Raw genomic sequence first — 16,313 nt, forward strand, 5'->3', positions numbered from 1 at the left:
TTATCTTGAGCGCATGCTCGGTCTCGAACTCGTAGTGGTGCTGGGCGTGTGCATCCTGGCGAGCACCGTCGCGTCCGGACGGTTGCGCCTCGCCGCCCCTGTGCTGCTTGTCCTGTGTGGCGCGGTCCTCGGCTTCGTGCCGGCGCTGGAGTCGGTCAGCCTGCCGCCCGAGGCGATGTTGCTGATCTTCCTCCCCGCGCTGCTGTACTGGGAGAGCCTCAACACCTCGCTGCGGGAGATCCGCAGCAACCTGCGCCCGATCATCCTGCTCAGCACGCTGCTCGTGGTCGCCACGGCCGGCGCGGTCGCATCGGTCGCCCACGCCTTGGGCCTCGACTGGGGCCCGGCGTGGGTGCTCGGCGCAGCCCTCGCACCCACCGACGCGACGGCCGTGTCCGCCATCGCCCGCGGCATGCCGCGCCGCACCACCACGATCCTGCGCGCCGAGTCGTTGATCAACGACGGCACGGCGCTGGTGATCTACGCGATCGCGGTCGCCATCACGGCCGGCGAACAGCAGTTCAGCACCGGCGCGGTCGGCCTGCGGCTGCTGCTGTCCTACGCGGGCGGCGCGGTCGCCGGTCTCGCGATCGCGTGGCTCGCCGTGCAGGTGCGCAAGCGGCTCGACAACCCGTTGCACGAGAGCGTGGTCAGCATCCTCACGCCGTTCTCGGCGTTCCTGCTGGCCGAGGTCGCGCACGGCTCCGGCGTGATCGCCGTGGTGACCTGCGGGCTCACGCTGGCACGAGTCGGGCCGCGGATCGTGCCCGCCGACACCCGGCAGGTCAGTTACGCGTTCTGGGGCATCGCGACGTTCCTGCTCAACGGTGCGTTGTTCGTCCTGATCGGACTCCAGGCTCATGCGGCGGTGCGTTCTCTGGACGGGTCCGAGATCTTGACCGCTTTCGGAGCGATCGGGCTCGTGGCGCTGACCGTGGCCGGCACCCGGTTGCTGTGGGGCTACACGACTCCTTACGTGATCCGGGCCATCGATCGCCGTCCGCAGCAACGGCTTCGGCGCGTGGGCGCCCGGCAACGGCTGGTGTCGTCGGCAGCCGGGTTCCGCGGGGCGGTGTCGCTGGCGGCCGCTCTCGCTGTGCCCGAGACGGTTCAGGGCGGAGCGCCGTTCCCGTTCCGCGACGAGATCATCCTCATCACGTCCGGTGTCGTGGTGCTGACCCTGGTCGTGCAGTCGCTGATGCTGCCGTCGATCATCCGCTTCTCGCAGCTGCCCGAGGACACCGCGCTGGACGAGGAACTGCGGCTCGCCCAGGCGACGGCGTCCGAGGAGGCTTACGAGGCACTGCCCTCGCTCGCCGACAAGGTGGGCGTGCGCGACGTCGTCTACAAGCGCGTGCTGGCCGAGTACGAACACCACCTGGAGGTCAGGCGGGCCAAGGAGGCCGGTGACGACGAGGTGGTGCAGTCCGAAGTCGAGTACAACGCGCTGCGGCTGGAGCTGATCGCGCACAAGCGGGCGACGGTGGTGCGGTTGCGGGATGAGCGGGCCATCGACGACATCGTGCTGCGGGCGGTGCAGCGGCGGTTGGACGTGGAGGAGGTCCGGCTTTCGCGGCGCGAGGTCGACGAGGACTGACCTAGGCTCGGTTCCATGATCACACCGCGGGACCGCGTGCTGGGCAGGATCGCCGACCACCTCGCTCAACAGCGCCCTGGGCATCCGCTGCGGGTCGCGGTCGACGGGATCACCGCTTCGGGCAAGACGACGCTGGCCCGTGAGCTGACCGCGGCCGTTGCTGCTCGCGGGCGGGCTGCGGCGCACCTGTCGATGGACGGGTTCCACAACCCGCGTGCGATCAGGCATCGCCAGGGCCGGGACTCGGCGGACGGCTACTACCTCGACGCTTACGACTTCGAGGCGTTCTCGCGGCTGGTGCTGGAGCCGCNTCGATGGACGGGTTCCACAACCCGCGTGCGATCAGGCATCGCCAGGGCCGGGACTCGGCGGACGGCTACTACCTCGACGCTTACGACTTCGAGGCGTTCTCGCGGCTGGTGCTGGAGCCGCTCGGGCCCGGTGGGGATCGGAAGTACCGGGAGCGGATCATCGACCTCCGCTCGGACACGCCGATCGAGGAGCCGCCGGTTCTCGCTGCCGAGGATCTCGTGCTGGTGGTGGACGGGAGCTTTCTGCAGCGCGAGCTGGTGTGGGACGAGGTGGTCTTCGTCGACACGCCGTTCGAGGTGGCACGGGAACGCGGGACGCGCAGGGACGCGGAGTTGCTGGGCGGGCTCGAACAGGCCCGTCGGGCCTTTGACCAGCGGTATCACGCTGCCAGTCGCCACTACCTGGCCGAGGTCGGGCCTGTGGATCGGGCTTCGGTCGTGCTCGGCAACGCAGACCTCGCGAACCCCGCGTTGCGGCGGATCGGCGGGCCGGCGGACGCGGTGGTCAACCTCTTCTCGTACGGCACGTTGCAGACGCCGTCGGTGCAGGTCGAGCACTTCGGGCGGGAGCTGCGAGGCGTCCAGGACGTGCTGCCGGGGTATCGGCAGGACTGGGTGACGATCACCGATCCGGCCGTGATCGCGGTCAGCGGGACGGACCGGCATCCGATCGTCCGGCACACCGGTGACGCCGCGGACACGACCGCCGGGACAGTGCTGGAGGTGACTACCGCGGAGCTCGCGGCGGCCGACCTCTACGAGGTGGACGACTACAGGCGCGCGCTCGTGCGGCTGGGTTCAGGAGTGGACGCCTGGGTGTACCTCGCTGTTGGCTGAGGGGGTGACGGACAGGTTGCCGGGTGGCGGGATCAACGCGGTGGTTCGGGTCGGTGAGACGGTTCGCCGGCCGCAGCACCCCCGTTCGCCCTACGTGCACCGGCTGCTCGACCACCTCGACCCCTGGCCTGGCGCGCCGCGGTTCCTGGGGATCGACGAGGAGGGTCGCGAGATCCTGAGTTTCCTCGACGGGGACGCGGCTTGGCGCCAGGAGGACCAGGCGCGAGTGAGAACCGAGGCGAGCCTGAGGAAGGTCGCCGCTCTCACCCGGCAGCTGCACGACCTGACCGCGGGCACGGAGCTCGCTGGGGGCTCAGAGGTGGTGTGTCACAACGACCTCGCGCCCAAGAACACGGTCTACCGCGGCGACGAGCCGGTGGCGTTCGTGGACTGGGACCTTGCCGGGCCTGGTCGGCGGGTGCACGACATCGCGCACATCTGCTGGCAGTACCTGGACCTCGGGCACGCCACGGTCGACGTGGCCGAGGCGTCCAGGCTGATCGGGGTGATCTGCGACGGCTACGGCTTCGAGGACCGCGGCGAGGTGATCCCGGCCATCCTCTGGTGGCAGGACCGGTGTCGCCGTGGCATCGAGGCCGGTGACGACCCGGCGATGATCAGGCTGAAGGAGAGCGGAGTACCCGCCGCGATCGGCAAGGCGCACGACTGGGTGCGCGAGCACCTATGAGACCAGCGAAAGCCCGCGTCGAACCGGTTCGACAGCAGCCGGCACAGCCGATGGCACCTCGACCTCCTCGCCGCCGATCTCACGGGTGATCCAGGCGCCGGACTCCACCATGACCTTCAGGGTGCGCACGTCCAGCGCGTTGATGCGGCCGTAGTACCACTCGTCGGTCGCCAGGGAACCCATCCGGTCGCCCAGCCGCTTCTTGATCTCCAAAACACGAGAGAACAACGTCGAAACCAAGGCAGCGCGGTCGTACGGGCCCTGCAGCCCCTCGCGGATGCGGTCCTCGATGCCGCGCGGCACGCCCTCGGAGTCCGGCATCAGCATCGTGGTCCACGCGCGGGACTTCTCGCGGTACTGCAGCTGCTGCATGATCCCTTCGTGCTGGGCGAAGTCGGCGGCGCGGAAAGCCTTGCCGCGCCAACGCTTCTGCAGGTTCACGGCCAGCGACAGCGCGCTCTTCAGGCCGGTGTTGAGGCCGCGGCCAGGCCAGAAGTGCAGCGAGTTCGCCGCGTCGCCCAGCAGGAAGCCGAACGTCGAGGGTGCGAGCTGGGCGGTGAACTTCGACATCTGCTGCATGCCCAGCGTGAACGAGTTGATGCCCACGACGTCCGCCACGCCCACGCCGAAGAAGCGCAGGCCGTCGAGGATTCGCGGCCACAGGTAGGAAAGCTTGTCGACGGACGGCTTGAACACGGCGCGGTGGCGGTCGCACACGAAACGACCGCCCGGAGAAGGACGCATCGAGCAGCCGAACTTGCCGATGCACGCGACCGGGCCGCACTCGCCCAGCGCGACGATCTCGGAGGCCTCCTCAGCGGTCAGACGCATGTTGATGAAGCCGCCGCCGAGCGAGTTGAAGAGGAACCTGTTCTGCGCCACCGTCAACGGCACGGTGTGCTCGTCGGGCGCCTTGGCGTTCACGCGGATGCCGAGCACGCGCTCGTCCAGCGGCGAACCGTCCACTGAGAACAGTTCGCGGCTCGGCGTGCCGAAGTGCGACGAGAGCGCGTCGCGGGTCGCGGAACGGGCTCCGTCGGCGATCGCGAGCACGTGCCGGTCGTCCCAGCGGGCAGGAACCGCGTAGGCCTCGGGGACGAGCTCGATGCCGTGGGAGTCCTGGGCGAGGTCGAGCAGGGCGTCCTCGATCCAGCGGATCTTGATGTTGCGCGGGCGGCCCTTCGACTCGGGCGAGTCCGGGCCCAGCGGCCACATCTCGGAGAACTTGCCGGGCGTGAAGAGGCGTTGCTGGACGGCGACGGGCAGTGCGGCCCAGACGTTGCTCTGCAGCGTCACGACCTGCTCGCGGCGGTTGTTGCCCTCGGCCGGGCCACGCCACACCACACGGCCGTCACGGCGCATCCAGCGGCGGTCGTACACGCGCAGCACGACCTGGTCCCCCAGCAACGACTTCAGCGTGCAGGCGAACGCCAGACCGACCGGGCCGCCGCCCGCGACGTCGACCCGCAGCGGTGCCCTCCTGCGCAGCTGCGTGATCGACGCACCCTGCTTCGGCAGCAACACGGTCATCTCGTTCGCCATCGCCCTGTCCCCCTCGATCATGTTCGTCGGCGGGAACACGTGCTGAGACGGACGGCGGTTCAACAGATTTCGAGGAATTTCCGCCAGGCGGTCGCGCCGAAGGTCAGGACGTCTCCGGAGGGGTTCTTCGAGTCACGAACGAGCGCGTCGCGGGCCAGCGACACTTCCACGCAGTTGTCGTCCTCGGTCGCGCCGCTGTAGCTGCTCTTACGCCATGCGCGTTCCTGCGTCATCGAGGTCCTCTCGCGGTCGGCCAGCGTATTCCGCCAGCTTGCTCCGCGATTGTTCCTCATCCAAGGCGACCTCATCCAAACGGTCGAACAGCAGGCGAGTACGTGCGATGGCGCCTGGATCCTGCACGAACACCTTGGCCAGGTCGGTCGAGGTGAACGCGACCGGCAGCGCCTTCTCGTACTCCCACAACACGCAACTCGTGGCGACCAACGCCGCGTCCGCCGGCACGATCCGGATCGTGTACCCCCTGAACAACAACCGGGCGTACTGATCCTTCATGATCCGGTCGCCGCCGACCTGCGTCTGCAGCGCATGCTCATGGACGTAGAACAAGCAAGTCGGCCGATTGTGTCGTTTCAGGATCGACTGCCGGTCCATGCGGAACTGAACCACCGTGGGGATTCGGTCCTCGGCAATGTACCCGCCCATCCGGTACAGGCTGTCGGCGTACTCCGGCGTCTGCACCAGGCCCGGCACCGCCTGCGTGTCGTAGCTGGTGATCGTCCTCGCGGTCGACTCCGCCATCGCAAGTGTGCGGAGGTTGTCCGACACAAGGACGATGTACTCCTCGAAGGCGTTCTTGTAGCGGCGTTTGAAGTGTTCGAAGTAGTCGGTGTCCTTGCCGCACATCGTCAGGTACTGCACCAGGTCGATCTCGCTCGGCCGCGCCTTGCCGTGCTCGATGTTGGACACCTTGCTGGGATCCCAGCCGAGTTGAAGGGCCAGCGCGACGCCCTTCAGATTGGTGCAGGACTCCCGCAACCGGCGGAGTTCGTCACCGAGATCCCTGCTGTAGGCCGTGGACGGCGTGCTCGTGGTCATGCTCCGAAGCTAGGGCTTGGTAGCAAACCACGAATCTGCTCATTCGGGTGAAAACGGAATGCCGGCGATCATCAGGAAACTGCCAGGAATCTCGCAGCCTGTCTACAGGTGCGAAGACGACGATCCCAGGCCATGACTCGACGTCGCAGATCCTTGTTGATCAACGGACTGCTGGTGGTGGTGCTCCTCGGCGCCGGTGTGGCCGGCTACCTGGTGTTCTTCGGCTCCTCCGGCAACGCCCAGCCCACCGCCGCGCGCACCGCCGCGGCCGCGAACCGCGACGTCAGCGAGGTGGTCACGGCGTCGGGCACGGTCCAGAGCTCGTTCAGCGCCTCGGCGTCGTTCAGCACCAACGGCACGGTCACCGAGGTCAACGTCAAGGTCGGCGACGTCGTCACGAAGGGCCAGCAACTCGCGAAGCTCGATCCGACGCAGGCGCAGCTGCAGGCCGACATCGCGCAGGACAACCTCGACACCGCCGCGCTCAAGGGCACCGCCACCACGGCGTACCGGCAGGCAGAGCTCGCTCTCAAGCAGGCGCAGGACGCGCTCGCGGCCACCACGCTGACCGCGCCCGGCGACGGCACGATCACGTCGGTCACCGGTTCCGTGGGGCAGAAGGTCGGTAGCAGCGCCACGACCGGGTTCGTCGTCGTCACGGACCTGAAGAACCTCGTGTTGAAGGCCAACGTCTCCGAGACCGACGTCAGCAAGCTCAAGGCCGACCAGGCCGCGACCGTCACGGTCAACGCCATGGCCGCGCAGCCGATCCAGGCCAAGGTCGCCCAGGTCGATCTCACCCCTACGACGTCGAACAACGTTGTGCAGTACGGCGTGACGCTGACCTTGACCGAGCCGCCGGCCGGGCTGCGGCCAGGTCAGTCGGCAAGCGTGGAAGTCACCGTCGCGCAGGCGTCCAACGTGCTCGCGGTGCCCGCAGCAGCCGTGCAGACCGTCAGCGGTGCCAGCAGCGTGGCGGTGATGGAGAACGGCGCGGAGACCCGCAAGACCGTCGAGATCGGCGTGCGCGGCGACCAGTACGTGGAGATCAAGTCCGGGCTGACCGCCGGTGAGGAGGTCGTGTTGCCGCAGGTGACGACGTCGACCAACACCAACCGCCAGCCGCAGCAGGGCAACTTCCCCGGAACGGGCACCGGCGGCCAGCGCAACAACGGCGGCCTCACCGGGACCGGTCGATGAGCCCGGTCATCGAGGTCCAGAACCTCCGCAAGGCCTACGGCGCGGGCGACACGGCCGTGCACGCGCTGCGGGGCCTCGACCTGACCGTCGAGAAGGGCGAGTACATCGCGATCATGGGCGCGTCGGGCTCCGGCAAGTCGACGCTGCTCAACATCCTCGGGTGCCTCGACGTGGCGACGTCCGGGAAGTACCTGCTGGACGGCATCGACACGGGCGAGTTCGACGAGGAGCAGCTCTCGTTGCTGCGCAACAGGAAGATCGGGTTCGTCTTCCAGTCGTTCAACCTGGTGCCGCGCACCACGGCACTCGCGAACGTCGAGCTCCCGCTGGTGTACGCGGGAGTTCGGCGTGCGCAACGTCGTGAACGCGCGATGGCCGCTCTCGAACTGGTCGGCCTCGCGGATCGCACCCACCACCGGCCCAACGAACTGTCTGGCGGCCAACAACAACGCGTCGCCATCGCGCGTGCGTTGGTGACGTCGCCCGCGATCGTGCTGGCCGACGAGCCGACCGGAAACCTGGACACCGAGTCCAGCCGCGAGGTTCTCGGGATCCTCGACCGACTCAACGCCAGCGGGCGGACCGTCGTGCTGATCACGCACGAGGACGAGGTCGCAGCACACGCCATGCGCACGGTCCGTTTCGTGGACGGCCGGGTTGCGGGGGTGCTGGTGTGAGAATCGTCGAGATCGCCGCGTTCGCGGTCCGCGGACTGACGGCGAACAAGATGCGGTCGGGGCTCACGACGTTGGGCATCCTGATCGGTGTCGCGTCGGTGATCCTGCTGATCGCGGTCGGCAACGGCGCGTCCAGCGCGGTGCAGCAGAGCATCGCCGGACTGGGCACGAACATCCTGACGGTCAGCCCGCAGCGCGCCCAACCGGGCAGCACGGCCAAGCCGCTGACCACGGCGGACGCGGCGGCGCTGGTCGGCCCCGACTCCCCCGCCGTCAAGTACGCGTCGCCCGTCGTGACCGCGCAGGCGACCGCGGGCTACGGCGACACGACGCACGACGTCGCGCAGTTCATCGGTTCGGATCCGCGCTACTTCGACACCACGAACAGCGCCGTCGCGCAGGGGAACCTGTTCTCCGACAACGACGTCCAGCAGGCGCGCAAGGTCGTGGTGATCGGCTCGACCGTCGCCACGCAGCTCTTCCCCGGCACCGATCCGGTCGGGAAGTCCATGCTGGTCAACAACATCCCGTTCACCGTCATCGGTGTGCTTGCAGCCAAGGGTTCCAGCGGGTTGCAGGACGCCGACGACATCGCGGTGGCGCCGCTGACGACCACGCAGAACGCGCTGACCGGCTACGGCGGCCTGACCCAAATCGTGGTGCAGGCGCAGTCGGCCGACGCGTTGCCTGATGCGCAGGCTCAGGTGACGACGATCCTCAACGGCCGGCACAAGATCACAGGTGTTGCCGACTACCGGATCCTGTCGCAGGACCAGCTGCTCTCGACGCGCACCGCGACGACGGAGACGTTCACCGTGCTGCTGGCGTCGGTGGCCGCGATCTCGTTGCTGGTGGGCGGAATCGGCATCACGAACATCATGCTGGTGACCGTCACCGAACGGATCCGCGAGATCGGCATCCGCAAGGCCGTGGGCGCGCCGCGGTCGTCGATCCTCGGCCAGTTCCTGATCGAGGCGACGCTGCTGAGCCTGTTCGGCGGTTTCTTGGGCGTCGCTGCGGGCGTGATCGGCAGCCGGTTCACCATCGCCGGCATCCAACCCGTGCTCGTGCCGTCGTCGGTGCTGCTCGCGTTCGCCGTGTCGGCGTTGATCGGCCTCTTCTTCGGCAGCTACCCGGCTTCACGTGCGGCGAAGCTCCGCCCCATCGAAGCGCTCAGGCATGAATAGGGAGAGTTCTGTGACCAACCCACTCGACCAGCCGTTGGAGAACGACATCACGGCTGAGCTCGCGGAACGCAAGACCGGCGTCGGCAAGACCACTCTCTTCTTGGGCGTCGCGGTGCTGGCCATCGTGGCGTTCGTCGGCGGGGTGTTCGTGCAGAAGTCCTTTGGTGCTAGCGAGACACCGACTCGTCCTCAGGCCGGCCGCCAGTTCAACGGAACGCCGCCTTCTGGTGCCCAGCAGCGGCCCAACGGAGGGCGTGGCACTGTCGGCACGATCGACCACATCGAGGGCACGACCGTCTATGTGAAGACGCAGAGCGGCGAGATCGTCAAGGTGTCCACTTCGGACACGACGAAGGTGCAGATCACGTCTGAGGGCGAGCTCGGTGATTTGAAGGCGGGCCAGCAGGTCACCGTGCAGGGCCAGACCGGTTCCGACGGCACGGTGACCGCGCAGACGCTGACCCAGCGGCCTCCCAACGGCTGATGCAGGATCAACGCGTGGAACGTGGCCGGTTGCTCGTCGTCGAGGACGAACCCAGCATCCGCGAGCTGCTGTGCGCCAGCCTGCGGTTCGCCGGGTTCGCCGTGACCAGCGCCGGAACGGGTGCGGAGGCCCTGGCGGCGGCTCGCTCGGACACGCCCGACCTGGTGCTGCTCGACGTGATGCTGCCCGACCGCGACGGGTTCGAGGTGGTGCGGCGGCTGCGTTCCGGCGGGGTGCAGGTGCCGGTGCTGTACCTGACCGCGCGGGATGGTGCGGACGACCGCATCACCGGCCTGACGGTGGGCGGCGACGGGTACATCACCAAGCCGTTCAGCCTGGAGGAGGTGATCGCGCGGGTGACGGCCGTGCTGCGGCGCACCCGGCCTGGCGCTTCGGACTCGCTGACCTGCGGCGATCTGTCGTTGGACGTGGAGAGCCACATCGTGCGGCGCGGCTCGCGGATCGTGGAGCTGTCGCCGACGGAGTTCCGGCTGCTGCACTACCTGATGCGCAACTCCGGGCGGGTGCTGTCGAAGGCGCAGATCCTCGACCAGGTGTGGTCGCACGACTTCGACGGCGATGTCGGCGTGGTCGAGTCGTACATCTCGTACCTGCGACGCAAAGTGGACTCGGTCGAGCCCCGGCTGATCCACACCGTCCGCGGCCTGGGGTACATGATCCGGCCATGACGTTGCGCGTGCGGCTGGTGGTCGTGCTCGTCGCCCTGGTGGCCGCGGGCTTGTTCGGCACGTGGCTGATCGGCTCGCAGGTGATGGAGCGCTACCTGCTGGGCCAGCTCGACGTGCGGCTGGACCGGGTGGTGTCGGCGCCGCGGCCGTTTCCCATGCGGGAGAACATGATCCTGCGTTCTTCCGATGGGGTGCTCTCCGGAACTGCTTTTGAGGGCCTGCCTGCTTTCGGGACGTTGACGCCCGGCGAACACGTCACGGTGGGTTCGCACCGGTTGGTGATGCGGCAGTTCGACGGGGCCGAGCTGATCGCTTCCGTGGACCAGTCGGAGGTCGACAACGCCGTCGGCGACCTGCGGGTGGCGTTCCTGCTGATCAGCCTCGGGGCGTTGATCCTGGTGGGGATGGCCGGGTACGTGCTGGTCCGCTCCTCCACGCGGGCGTTGGAGGAGGTCGAGCAGGTAGCCGGCGAGATCGCGGCCGGTGATCTTTCGCGACGGGTGCCGGTGCGGCAGCCCGGTTCGGAGGTGGGGCGGCTGGCTTCGGCGTTGAACACGATGCTGGGGCAGATCGAGCAGGCCTTCGCGGTGCGGGTGTCGTCGGAGAACCGGATGCGGCAGTTCGTGGCCGACGCGTCGCATGAGCTGCGGACTCCGTTGACATCGATTCGAGGGTATGCCGAGCTTTATCGACAGGGGGCGGCTTCGGATCCTTCTTCGGTGTTGCAGCGCATCGAGGACCAGGCTGCTCGGATGGGGGTGCTGGTCGACGATCTGCTGCAGCTGGCCCGGTTGGACTCCGCGCAGCCGCTTTCCTTGTCCACTGTGGACCTGGTGGTGCTGGTGACCGATGCCGTTGTCGAGGCTCGGATGCGGGATCCTTCGCGGGTTGTGTCTTTGACTCTGTCCGGGCCTGTGGTGGTGCAGGGTGATGAGGCTCGTCTGCGGCAGGTGCTCACCAATCTGCTCGACAACGCGTTGACGCACACGCCTTCTGGTTCGCCTGTTGAGGTTCGGCTGGGTGAGGGCGTGATCGAGGTGGCCGATCACGGGCCTGGGATGTCCGCTGAGCAGGCCTCGCGGGTGTTCGAACGGTTCTACCGCGCGGATTCCGCTCGTGGGCCTGGCGGGACCGGGTTGGGGCTGGCGATCGTGGCGGCGTTGGTGGCGGCGCACGGGTGGCGGATCGAGCTGGACACCGCGCCGGGTGAGGGCGCGGTGTTCCGGGTGCTGTTCACGGCAGGCTCGCACACTCCTCGATCCGGCTGATCAGGCCGTTCTCGAAGCGGAAGTACACGGCGGCGTCGAGCCGGAACCTGCCGCCGTCCTTGGTGGCGACGTTCACGCCGGCGACGACCCCGCCTCGTAGACGACAGACGGGATGCCGTGAACGTGCAGCACGCGGGCGAGGGTGAGACCGCCGAGCCCGGTACCGATGATCGTGACTGAACTGTGCATGCGGCAAGGCTCACCCGAGCCGCTGGCGCCGACCGCACACGCCGCTGTCAGGCGCTGTCAGTCACCACTCGGCGAACCCGCCGTCGTCGTGCCGCCAGATCGGCGACCGCCACGCGTGCCCGACCTCCGCGGCCCGCCGCACGGCCTCCTCGTCCACCTCGACCCCCAGCCCGGGCCCGGTGGGCCGCGCGATCCAGCCGTCGACCACCCGCACCGGCGCCATGTCCACCAGGTACGTGGGGTCGGTGCCGTGGTAGTGCATGCCCGCACTCTGTTCCTGGATCAGGAAGTTCGGCGTCGTGAACGCCACCTGCAACGACGCCGCCAGCGAGATCGGCCCGAGTGGACAGTGCGGCGCGATCGAAGCGCCGTAGATCTCCGCCAGCGAACCGATTCGACGCAGCTCGGAGATGCCGCCCGCGTGCGCAGGATCGGGCTGGACCACAGCCACGCCAGCATCCAGCACCGGCTTGAACTCCCAGCGCGAGTAGAGCCGCTCCCCCGTCGCGATCGGCACGGTCGAAGCGGAAACGACCGACGCCAGCACCTCGGCCGGCAGCTCGGGCAGCACCGGTTCCTCCACGAACATCGGCTGCACCTCTTCGAGCATGCGCACCAGACGTCGTGCCATGGCGGGAGAAACCCGGCCGTGGAAGTCCAGCGCGAGATCACCGCCAGGCCCCAACGCTTCCCTGGCCTGACGTGCGCGCACGAGCACCGCCTCGGCGTCTGCGGGCGACGCGATCGGGCGCATCTCCGCGGTGGCGTTCATCTTCACCGCGCTGAACCCCTCGGAGACCTGACGGGCCACCGCGTCGAACACGTCAGAAGGCCGGTCGCCGCCCACCCACGAGTAGGCCCGCACCCGATCACGGACCGGGCCGCCCAGAAGTTCGTGCACCGGCAGGCCGCGCGCCTTGCCGGCGATGTCCCAGAAAGCGTGGTCGTAGCCGGACAACGCGGACGACAACACCGGTCCGCCGCGGTAGAAGCCGCCGCGGCGCAGGACCTGCCAGAGGTCCTCGACGCGCAAGGGGTCCTGGCCGATCACCAGTTCCGCCAGCTCGTGCACGGCCGCGCGGACCGTCTCCGCCCGTCCCTCGACCACGGGCTCGCCCCAGCCGGTCACCCCCTCGTCGGTGCTCACCTTGAGAAACAACCAGCGGGGCTCGACGAGAAACGTCTCGACCGCCGTCACCTTCATGAACTGTCCTTTGCCGCGGACCAGCCGCCGTCGACCAGAATCTCCGCGCCCGTCACGAACGACGCCGCCGGAGACAACAGGAAACCGATCACCGAGGCCACCTCGGCCGGGTCGCCGAGGCGTCCGGCCGGGGTGGCTCGGGCACTGCGTTCCCGATCCTCGGTGGAGACCCGGTCCCATGCCGCCGTCAGCACGGGACCGGGCAGCACTGCGTTGAAACGGACCTCAGGTCCGTATTCGACGGCGAGCTGGCGGGTCAGCGCCACCAGCCCGCCTTTCGAGGCCGCGTACGCGCCGTGGCCGGGGATGCCGAAGTGCGCGTGCACCGACGAGACCAGCACGACCGAGCCACGACGCGCTCGCAGCGAAGGCAGGCAGGCCTGCACGCCGTGGAACGCACCGCCGAGGTTGACGCCGATCTGGCGGTCCCACGACGAAGCGGAGGTCTGGTCGAGCGGGGCGACCTGCACCGTGAAGGCGTTGCTCACCAACGCGTCCACACCGCCGTCGCTCAGCTCGACCGCCCGCTGCCAGGTCGCCGGGTCGCTGACGTCACCCTGCACGGCCACATCACCGTGCAGGTCGATGCCGATGACCCGATAGCCGTTGTCGGTCAGGTGTTTCGCCGTCGCGGCACCGATTCCCGCTGCCGCACCTGACACCACTGCGCACTTCATGCACGTTCCCCTAGAGCGTCTGCCGGTAGACCTTGTTGTCCGGTCCGCGTACGACGGTCCACGCGGAGCCGTCGGGTCCAGCAGTAGCACCGACCGCGCCCACGAGCGAGTTGCTCGGGAACTCGCCGCGCTTGAACCAGCCGCCCCACGCGCCGGCAGAGGAGTTCACCTGCCACAGCGTGTAGTCGCTGGCCCGCGCGAACAGGTAGATCCGGTCCTGGTACTCGACCAGGGTCGGGCTGCCGGAGATCACGCCTCCGAGTGACGTCCAGGAGCCACCGGAGACCGGCCGCACCCACACGCTGTCGTCCGCGGTCCGCACGGCGACCTGACCGCCGGCCACGCTCGGCCGGCCGTAGATCGGGGCGTCACCAGGGGCGCCCAGCGAGGTCCACGAGCCGGCCTGGTACTGCCAGACCTTGCCGTCCGCACCACGCGCCACCAGGGTGCCGTCGGACGAGACCGAAGGCGCGTCGGTCAGCTTGCCACCGAGCGACCTCCAGGTGCCCCAGCGTCCGTTGTGGAGGGTGCGCTGCCAAGCCCTGTCGTCCGTGCCGCGAACGGTCACCTCGACATCGGAACCTACCGTGCGCACCGCGGGCTGACCCTTGATCGCCTTGCCCAGGCCGGACCAGCGACCGTCGCGAAGCACCCGCAGCTCGCCGCCGAGACCGCGGGCGAACACCAGCGCCTCGTCACCCACCCGAGCGATCGCGGGCGACGCCGTCGCGTTGTCACCGACAGCCTCACCGGGCACGAGGTCGGTGCCGCGCAGCTTGAACATCGCGGTGCCGTGCGGAGGAACCGTCACGGTGTACGAGCCGGACGCGGTGCCGCGGTCGGCACGGGCCCTCAGGTCGCGCACGGAAACATCACCGCGAAGGCCCGCGTCGGCGAACTGCACCGTCATCTCGGCGGGAACGTCGCGGCGGTTCAGCAGCACGACCGAGCGCTCACCCTTGCGCGACAACACCTTGCTGTACACGTCGGTGTCGCCGGTGGTGGCCACCCGCACGCCCTGGATCGCCAGCGGGTCCTGGTTGACCGCGAGGATCTCCGGGTTGGTCAGCGTGGAGATCATCGACGGCGGCAGCGTGCGCGGGTCCGAACCGATGATCAACGGCGAGGACATCTGCGACCACATCACGAACTGCGACGTGGACTCCTCCTCGTTGAGCTCGTAGGCGCCTTGCTGCGTCTTGCGCATCGGGATCAGGTAGTCCGGGTCGTTGTAGTGGCCCGGCCCCTGCGCCTCGGGGTGATACGCGTTGCGGTCCATGTTGCGCAGCACGTCACGCCAGATGCCCTCGTAGGGCGTGCCGAACGCGACATCCGTGCTGGTGCGCCAGGAGTCGGCGTACAGCGGACCGAACGTGTAGGAGATGCCGGCGACCTGGTCCGGTTCGTGCGGGACGCCCCACTCGTCGGTGACCGGGTTGCACAGGTTGAGGATCATCGGCCGGCCGGCCTTCTGCACGGCCCTGCTGAAGTCCGCGAACGCCTGCGCGGGCTTGAGGTTCGCGAAGATGCCGCACAGGAAGTCGATCTTGATGGCGTCGAACTTCCAGTCAGCGAACCGGCGAGCGTCCTTCTCGTAGTACCCGCCACCGCTGCCGGCTGCGCAGTTCTTGCCGTCGGACGGACCGGCGTCGGTGTAGATGCCGGCCTTCAGACCCTTGGCGTGCAGGTCCCGCACCAGCTTCGGGAAGCCGCCGGGGAACTTCGCGGGGTCCTCGACCAGGTTTCCGCCTGCGTCACGGGGAGTCGGCGCGTTCCAGCCGCCGTCGATCCACACGGTGTTGTAGCCCGCGTTGCGCAGGCCGCTGCTGACGAGGAAATCCGCGACACCGCGGACGTCCTTCTCGTTCGGCGCGCCGAGGCCGAAGTACGTGTTCCACCCCATGTAGGGGGTCTTTGCAACACCACTGTCGTAATAGGTCGGCGCTCCTTGGTCGTCACCGGCATGAGCTGGTGTCGCACCCAGTGCGATCAACGGGGACATCAAGGCGATGGCCAACGCGACTCTGCGAACGGACATGCGGGGCAGCCTACAATAATTCGTAATTTATGTGTAGTAGTCTGACTGCGTGAGCTACCGCTACGAGATCACCCGGGCAGTCGTGCGGCAGGGCATCATCGCGATCATCCGCACGCAGGACGCCGACTCCGCCGTCAAAGCCGCCGTTCCACTGCTGGACGCGGGCCTGACATCGCTGGAGCTCCCGCTGACGAACCCCCAGGCGCCGCAAGCGATCCAGCACCTGCGAGAGACCTATCCGGACGCGACGATCGGTGCGGGTTCCGTGCTGGACGAGGCTTCCGCGGTGGCGGCAGTGCGTGCGGGCGCGCAGTTCCTGGTGGCACCCAACCTCGATGCCGCGGTCATCCGCGCCGGGCACCGGTACGGCGCCGCGGTGCTGCCGGGAGCGGGCACGGTGTCCGAGATCGTGCAGGCGCTGGAGGCCGGGGCTGACGCCGTCAAGGTGTTCCCGGCGCCCACTCCTCAGTGGGTCAAGGACGTGCTCGCCGTGCTGCCGTACGCACCGCTCGTGCCCACAGGTGGTGTGGCACCGGCTGATGTGCCCGCGTGGCTTGAGGCCGGCGCGGTGGCGTGCGGGGTCGGGTCGGCCCTCGCCCGCACGCCTCTCAGCGAAATCCAGGCCCTAGTAGTGCTTTGTTAGGTTAGTCGGTGGTTGTTGTGGCGTAG

Annotated in this window: 16 protein-coding genes and 1 pseudogene; 10 read left to right on the forward strand and 7 right to left on the reverse strand. The window is 68.5% G+C overall.

Annotation, left to right across the window (positions count from 1 at the left end; translation table 11 throughout):
- Nucleotides 1-13 precede the first annotated feature (13 nt).
- From LFM09_RS35750 to LFM09_RS35760, 3 genes are all read left to right on the forward strand, one after another.
- Nucleotides 14-1,597 (forward strand): Na+/H+ antiporter, encoded by a 1,584-nt coding sequence (locus LFM09_RS35750; protein ID WP_414101020.1) that lies wholly within the window; start codon nucleotides 14-16, stop codon nucleotides 1,595-1,597.
- Nucleotides 1,598-1,911: 314 nt separating this feature from the next.
- Nucleotides 1,912-2,745 (forward strand): gamma-glutamylcyclotransferase, encoded by an 834-nt coding sequence (locus LFM09_RS35755; protein ID WP_414101021.1) that lies wholly within the window; start codon nucleotides 1,912-1,914, stop codon nucleotides 2,743-2,745.
- Nucleotides 2,746-2,749: 4 nt separating this feature from the next.
- The gene (locus tag LFM09_RS35760; protein WP_414101022.1) at nucleotides 2,750-3,433 is read left to right on the forward strand and encodes a phosphotransferase; all 684 of its coding nucleotides are present in this window, start codon (nucleotides 2,750-2,752) and stop codon (nucleotides 3,431-3,433) included.
- On the opposite strand, the gene LFM09_RS35765 is transcribed toward LFM09_RS35760, so the two are convergent.
- From LFM09_RS35765 to LFM09_RS35775, 3 genes are read right to left on the reverse strand one after another with little or no spacing between them, the layout of a single operon-like run.
- Nucleotides 3,428-4,975 (reverse strand): hypothetical protein, encoded by a 1,548-nt coding sequence (locus LFM09_RS35765; protein WP_414101023.1) that lies wholly within the window; start codon nucleotides 4,973-4,975, stop codon nucleotides 3,428-3,430. The genes LFM09_RS35760 and LFM09_RS35765 overlap by 6 nt on opposite strands.
- Before the next feature lie 59 nt (nucleotides 4,976-5,034).
- On the reverse strand, nucleotides 5,035-5,208 hold the full coding sequence (locus LFM09_RS35770) for a DUF397 domain-containing protein (RefSeq protein ID WP_414101024.1): 174 nt from the start codon (nucleotides 5,206-5,208) through the stop codon (nucleotides 5,035-5,037).
- On the reverse strand, nucleotides 5,183-6,031 hold the full coding sequence (locus tag LFM09_RS35775; RefSeq protein ID WP_414101025.1) for a helix-turn-helix domain-containing protein: 849 nt from the start codon (nucleotides 6,029-6,031) through the stop codon (nucleotides 5,183-5,185). Before LFM09_RS35775 ends, LFM09_RS35770 begins: the two co-directional genes overlap by 26 nt.
- Before the next feature lie 132 nt (nucleotides 6,032-6,163).
- On the opposite strand from LFM09_RS35775, the gene LFM09_RS35780 reads away from it, so the two are divergent.
- Genes LFM09_RS35780 through LFM09_RS35805 form a run of 6 tightly spaced genes read left to right on the forward strand, consistent with a single transcriptional unit; the run spans nucleotide 6,164 to nucleotide 11,536 of the window.
- The gene (locus LFM09_RS35780; RefSeq protein ID WP_414101026.1) at nucleotides 6,164-7,231 is read left to right on the forward strand and encodes an efflux RND transporter periplasmic adaptor subunit; all 1,068 of its coding nucleotides are present in this window, start codon (nucleotides 6,164-6,166) and stop codon (nucleotides 7,229-7,231) included.
- Nucleotides 7,228-7,908 carry an ABC transporter ATP-binding protein gene (locus tag LFM09_RS35785; protein WP_414101027.1) on the forward strand — a complete coding sequence of 227 codons (681 nt, stop codon included), beginning with the start codon at nucleotides 7,228-7,230 and terminating at the stop codon, nucleotides 7,906-7,908. The genes LFM09_RS35780 and LFM09_RS35785 overlap by 4 nt, the downstream gene beginning before the upstream one ends.
- Nucleotides 7,905-9,095, forward strand: coding sequence for an ABC transporter permease (locus LFM09_RS35790; protein WP_414101028.1), 1,191 nt, complete (start codon nucleotides 7,905-7,907; stop codon nucleotides 9,093-9,095). The genes LFM09_RS35785 and LFM09_RS35790 overlap by 4 nt, the downstream gene beginning before the upstream one ends.
- Before the next feature lie 10 nt (nucleotides 9,096-9,105).
- Complete coding sequence (locus LFM09_RS35795; protein WP_414101029.1) at nucleotides 9,106-9,579, forward strand: hypothetical protein; 474 nt, start codon at nucleotides 9,106-9,108, stop codon at nucleotides 9,577-9,579.
- Nucleotides 9,579-10,268: a response regulator transcription factor gene (locus LFM09_RS35800; protein WP_414101030.1), complete on the forward strand. Its 690-nt coding sequence runs from the start codon at nucleotides 9,579-9,581 to the stop codon at nucleotides 10,266-10,268. Before LFM09_RS35795 ends, LFM09_RS35800 begins: the two co-directional genes overlap by 1 nt.
- The gene (locus LFM09_RS35805) at nucleotides 10,265-11,536 is read left to right on the forward strand and encodes a sensor histidine kinase (RefSeq protein ID WP_414101031.1); all 1,272 of its coding nucleotides are present in this window, start codon (nucleotides 10,265-10,267) and stop codon (nucleotides 11,534-11,536) included. The genes LFM09_RS35800 and LFM09_RS35805 overlap by 4 nt, the downstream gene beginning before the upstream one ends.
- A 78-nt stretch (nucleotides 11,537-11,614) precedes the next feature.
- Here the strand turns inward: LFM09_RS35805 and LFM09_RS35810 are convergent.
- From LFM09_RS35810 to LFM09_RS35825, 4 genes and pseudogenes are all read right to left on the reverse strand, one after another.
- A pseudogene (locus LFM09_RS35810) lies at nucleotides 11,615-11,725 on the reverse strand (NAD(P)-binding protein); the annotation flags it as partial.
- Nucleotides 11,726-11,786: 61 nt separating this feature from the next.
- Nucleotides 11,787-12,929 (reverse strand): galactonate dehydratase, encoded by a 1,143-nt coding sequence (gene dgoD, locus LFM09_RS35815; protein WP_414101032.1) that lies wholly within the window; start codon nucleotides 12,927-12,929, stop codon nucleotides 11,787-11,789.
- Nucleotides 12,926-13,606 carry an SDR family NAD(P)-dependent oxidoreductase gene (locus LFM09_RS35820; RefSeq protein WP_414101033.1) on the reverse strand — a complete coding sequence of 227 codons (681 nt, stop codon included), beginning with the start codon at nucleotides 13,604-13,606 and terminating at the stop codon, nucleotides 12,926-12,928. The genes dgoD and LFM09_RS35820 overlap by 4 nt, the downstream gene beginning before the upstream one ends.
- Before the next feature lie 10 nt (nucleotides 13,607-13,616).
- On the reverse strand, nucleotides 13,617-15,644 hold the full coding sequence (locus LFM09_RS35825) for a hypothetical protein (protein ID WP_414101034.1): 2,028 nt from the start codon (nucleotides 15,642-15,644) through the stop codon (nucleotides 13,617-13,619).
- A gap of 49 nt (nucleotides 15,645-15,693) precedes the next feature.
- On the opposite strand from LFM09_RS35825, the gene LFM09_RS35830 reads away from it, so the two are divergent.
- Entirely contained in the window at nucleotides 15,694-16,287 is a 594-nt protein-coding gene (locus LFM09_RS35830; RefSeq protein WP_414101035.1) for a bifunctional 4-hydroxy-2-oxoglutarate aldolase/2-dehydro-3-deoxy-phosphogluconate aldolase, read from the forward strand.
- The last annotated feature ends 26 nt before the right edge of the window (nucleotides 16,288-16,313 follow it).

The organism is Lentzea alba (assembly GCF_047445655.1).
GTDB classification, from domain to species: domain Bacteria; phylum Actinomycetota; class Actinomycetes; order Mycobacteriales; family Pseudonocardiaceae; genus Lentzea; species Lentzea alba_A.

Coding starts and splice junctions, on each gene's coding strand:
- LFM09_RS35785 (WP_414101027.1), top strand. CDS start 7,228: ATGAGCCCGGTCATCGAGGTCCAGAACCTCCGCAAGGCCTACGGCGCG.
- LFM09_RS35820 (WP_414101033.1), bottom strand. CDS start 13,606: ATGAAGTGCGCAGTGGTGTCAGGTGCGGCAGCGGGAATCGGTGCCGCG.
- LFM09_RS35800 (WP_414101030.1), top strand. CDS start 9,579: ATGCAGGATCAACGCGTGGAACGTGGCCGGTTGCTCGTCGTCGAGGAC.
- LFM09_RS35825 (WP_414101034.1), bottom strand. CDS start 15,644: ATGTCCGTTCGCAGAGTCGCGTTGGCCATCGCCTTGATGTCCCCGTTG.
- LFM09_RS35765 (WP_414101023.1), bottom strand. CDS start 4,975: ATGGCGAACGAGATGACCGTGTTGCTGCCGAAGCAGGGTGCGTCGATC.
- LFM09_RS35750 (WP_414101020.1), top strand. CDS start 14: ATGCTCGGTCTCGAACTCGTAGTGGTGCTGGGCGTGTGCATCCTGGCG.
- LFM09_RS35755 (WP_414101021.1), top strand. CDS start 1,912: ATGGACGGGTTCCACAACCCGCGTGCGATCAGGCATCGCCAGGGCCGG.
- dgoD (WP_414101032.1), bottom strand. CDS start 12,929: ATGAAGGTGACGGCGGTCGAGACGTTTCTCGTCGAGCCCCGCTGGTTG.
- LFM09_RS35775 (WP_414101025.1), bottom strand. CDS start 6,031: ATGACCACGAGCACGCCGTCCACGGCCTACAGCAGGGATCTCGGTGAC.
- LFM09_RS35780 (WP_414101026.1), top strand. CDS start 6,164: ATGACTCGACGTCGCAGATCCTTGTTGATCAACGGACTGCTGGTGGTG.
- LFM09_RS35805 (WP_414101031.1), top strand. CDS start 10,265: ATGACGTTGCGCGTGCGGCTGGTGGTCGTGCTCGTCGCCCTGGTGGCC.
- LFM09_RS35770 (WP_414101024.1), bottom strand. CDS start 5,208: ATGACGCAGGAACGCGCATGGCGTAAGAGCAGCTACAGCGGCGCGACC.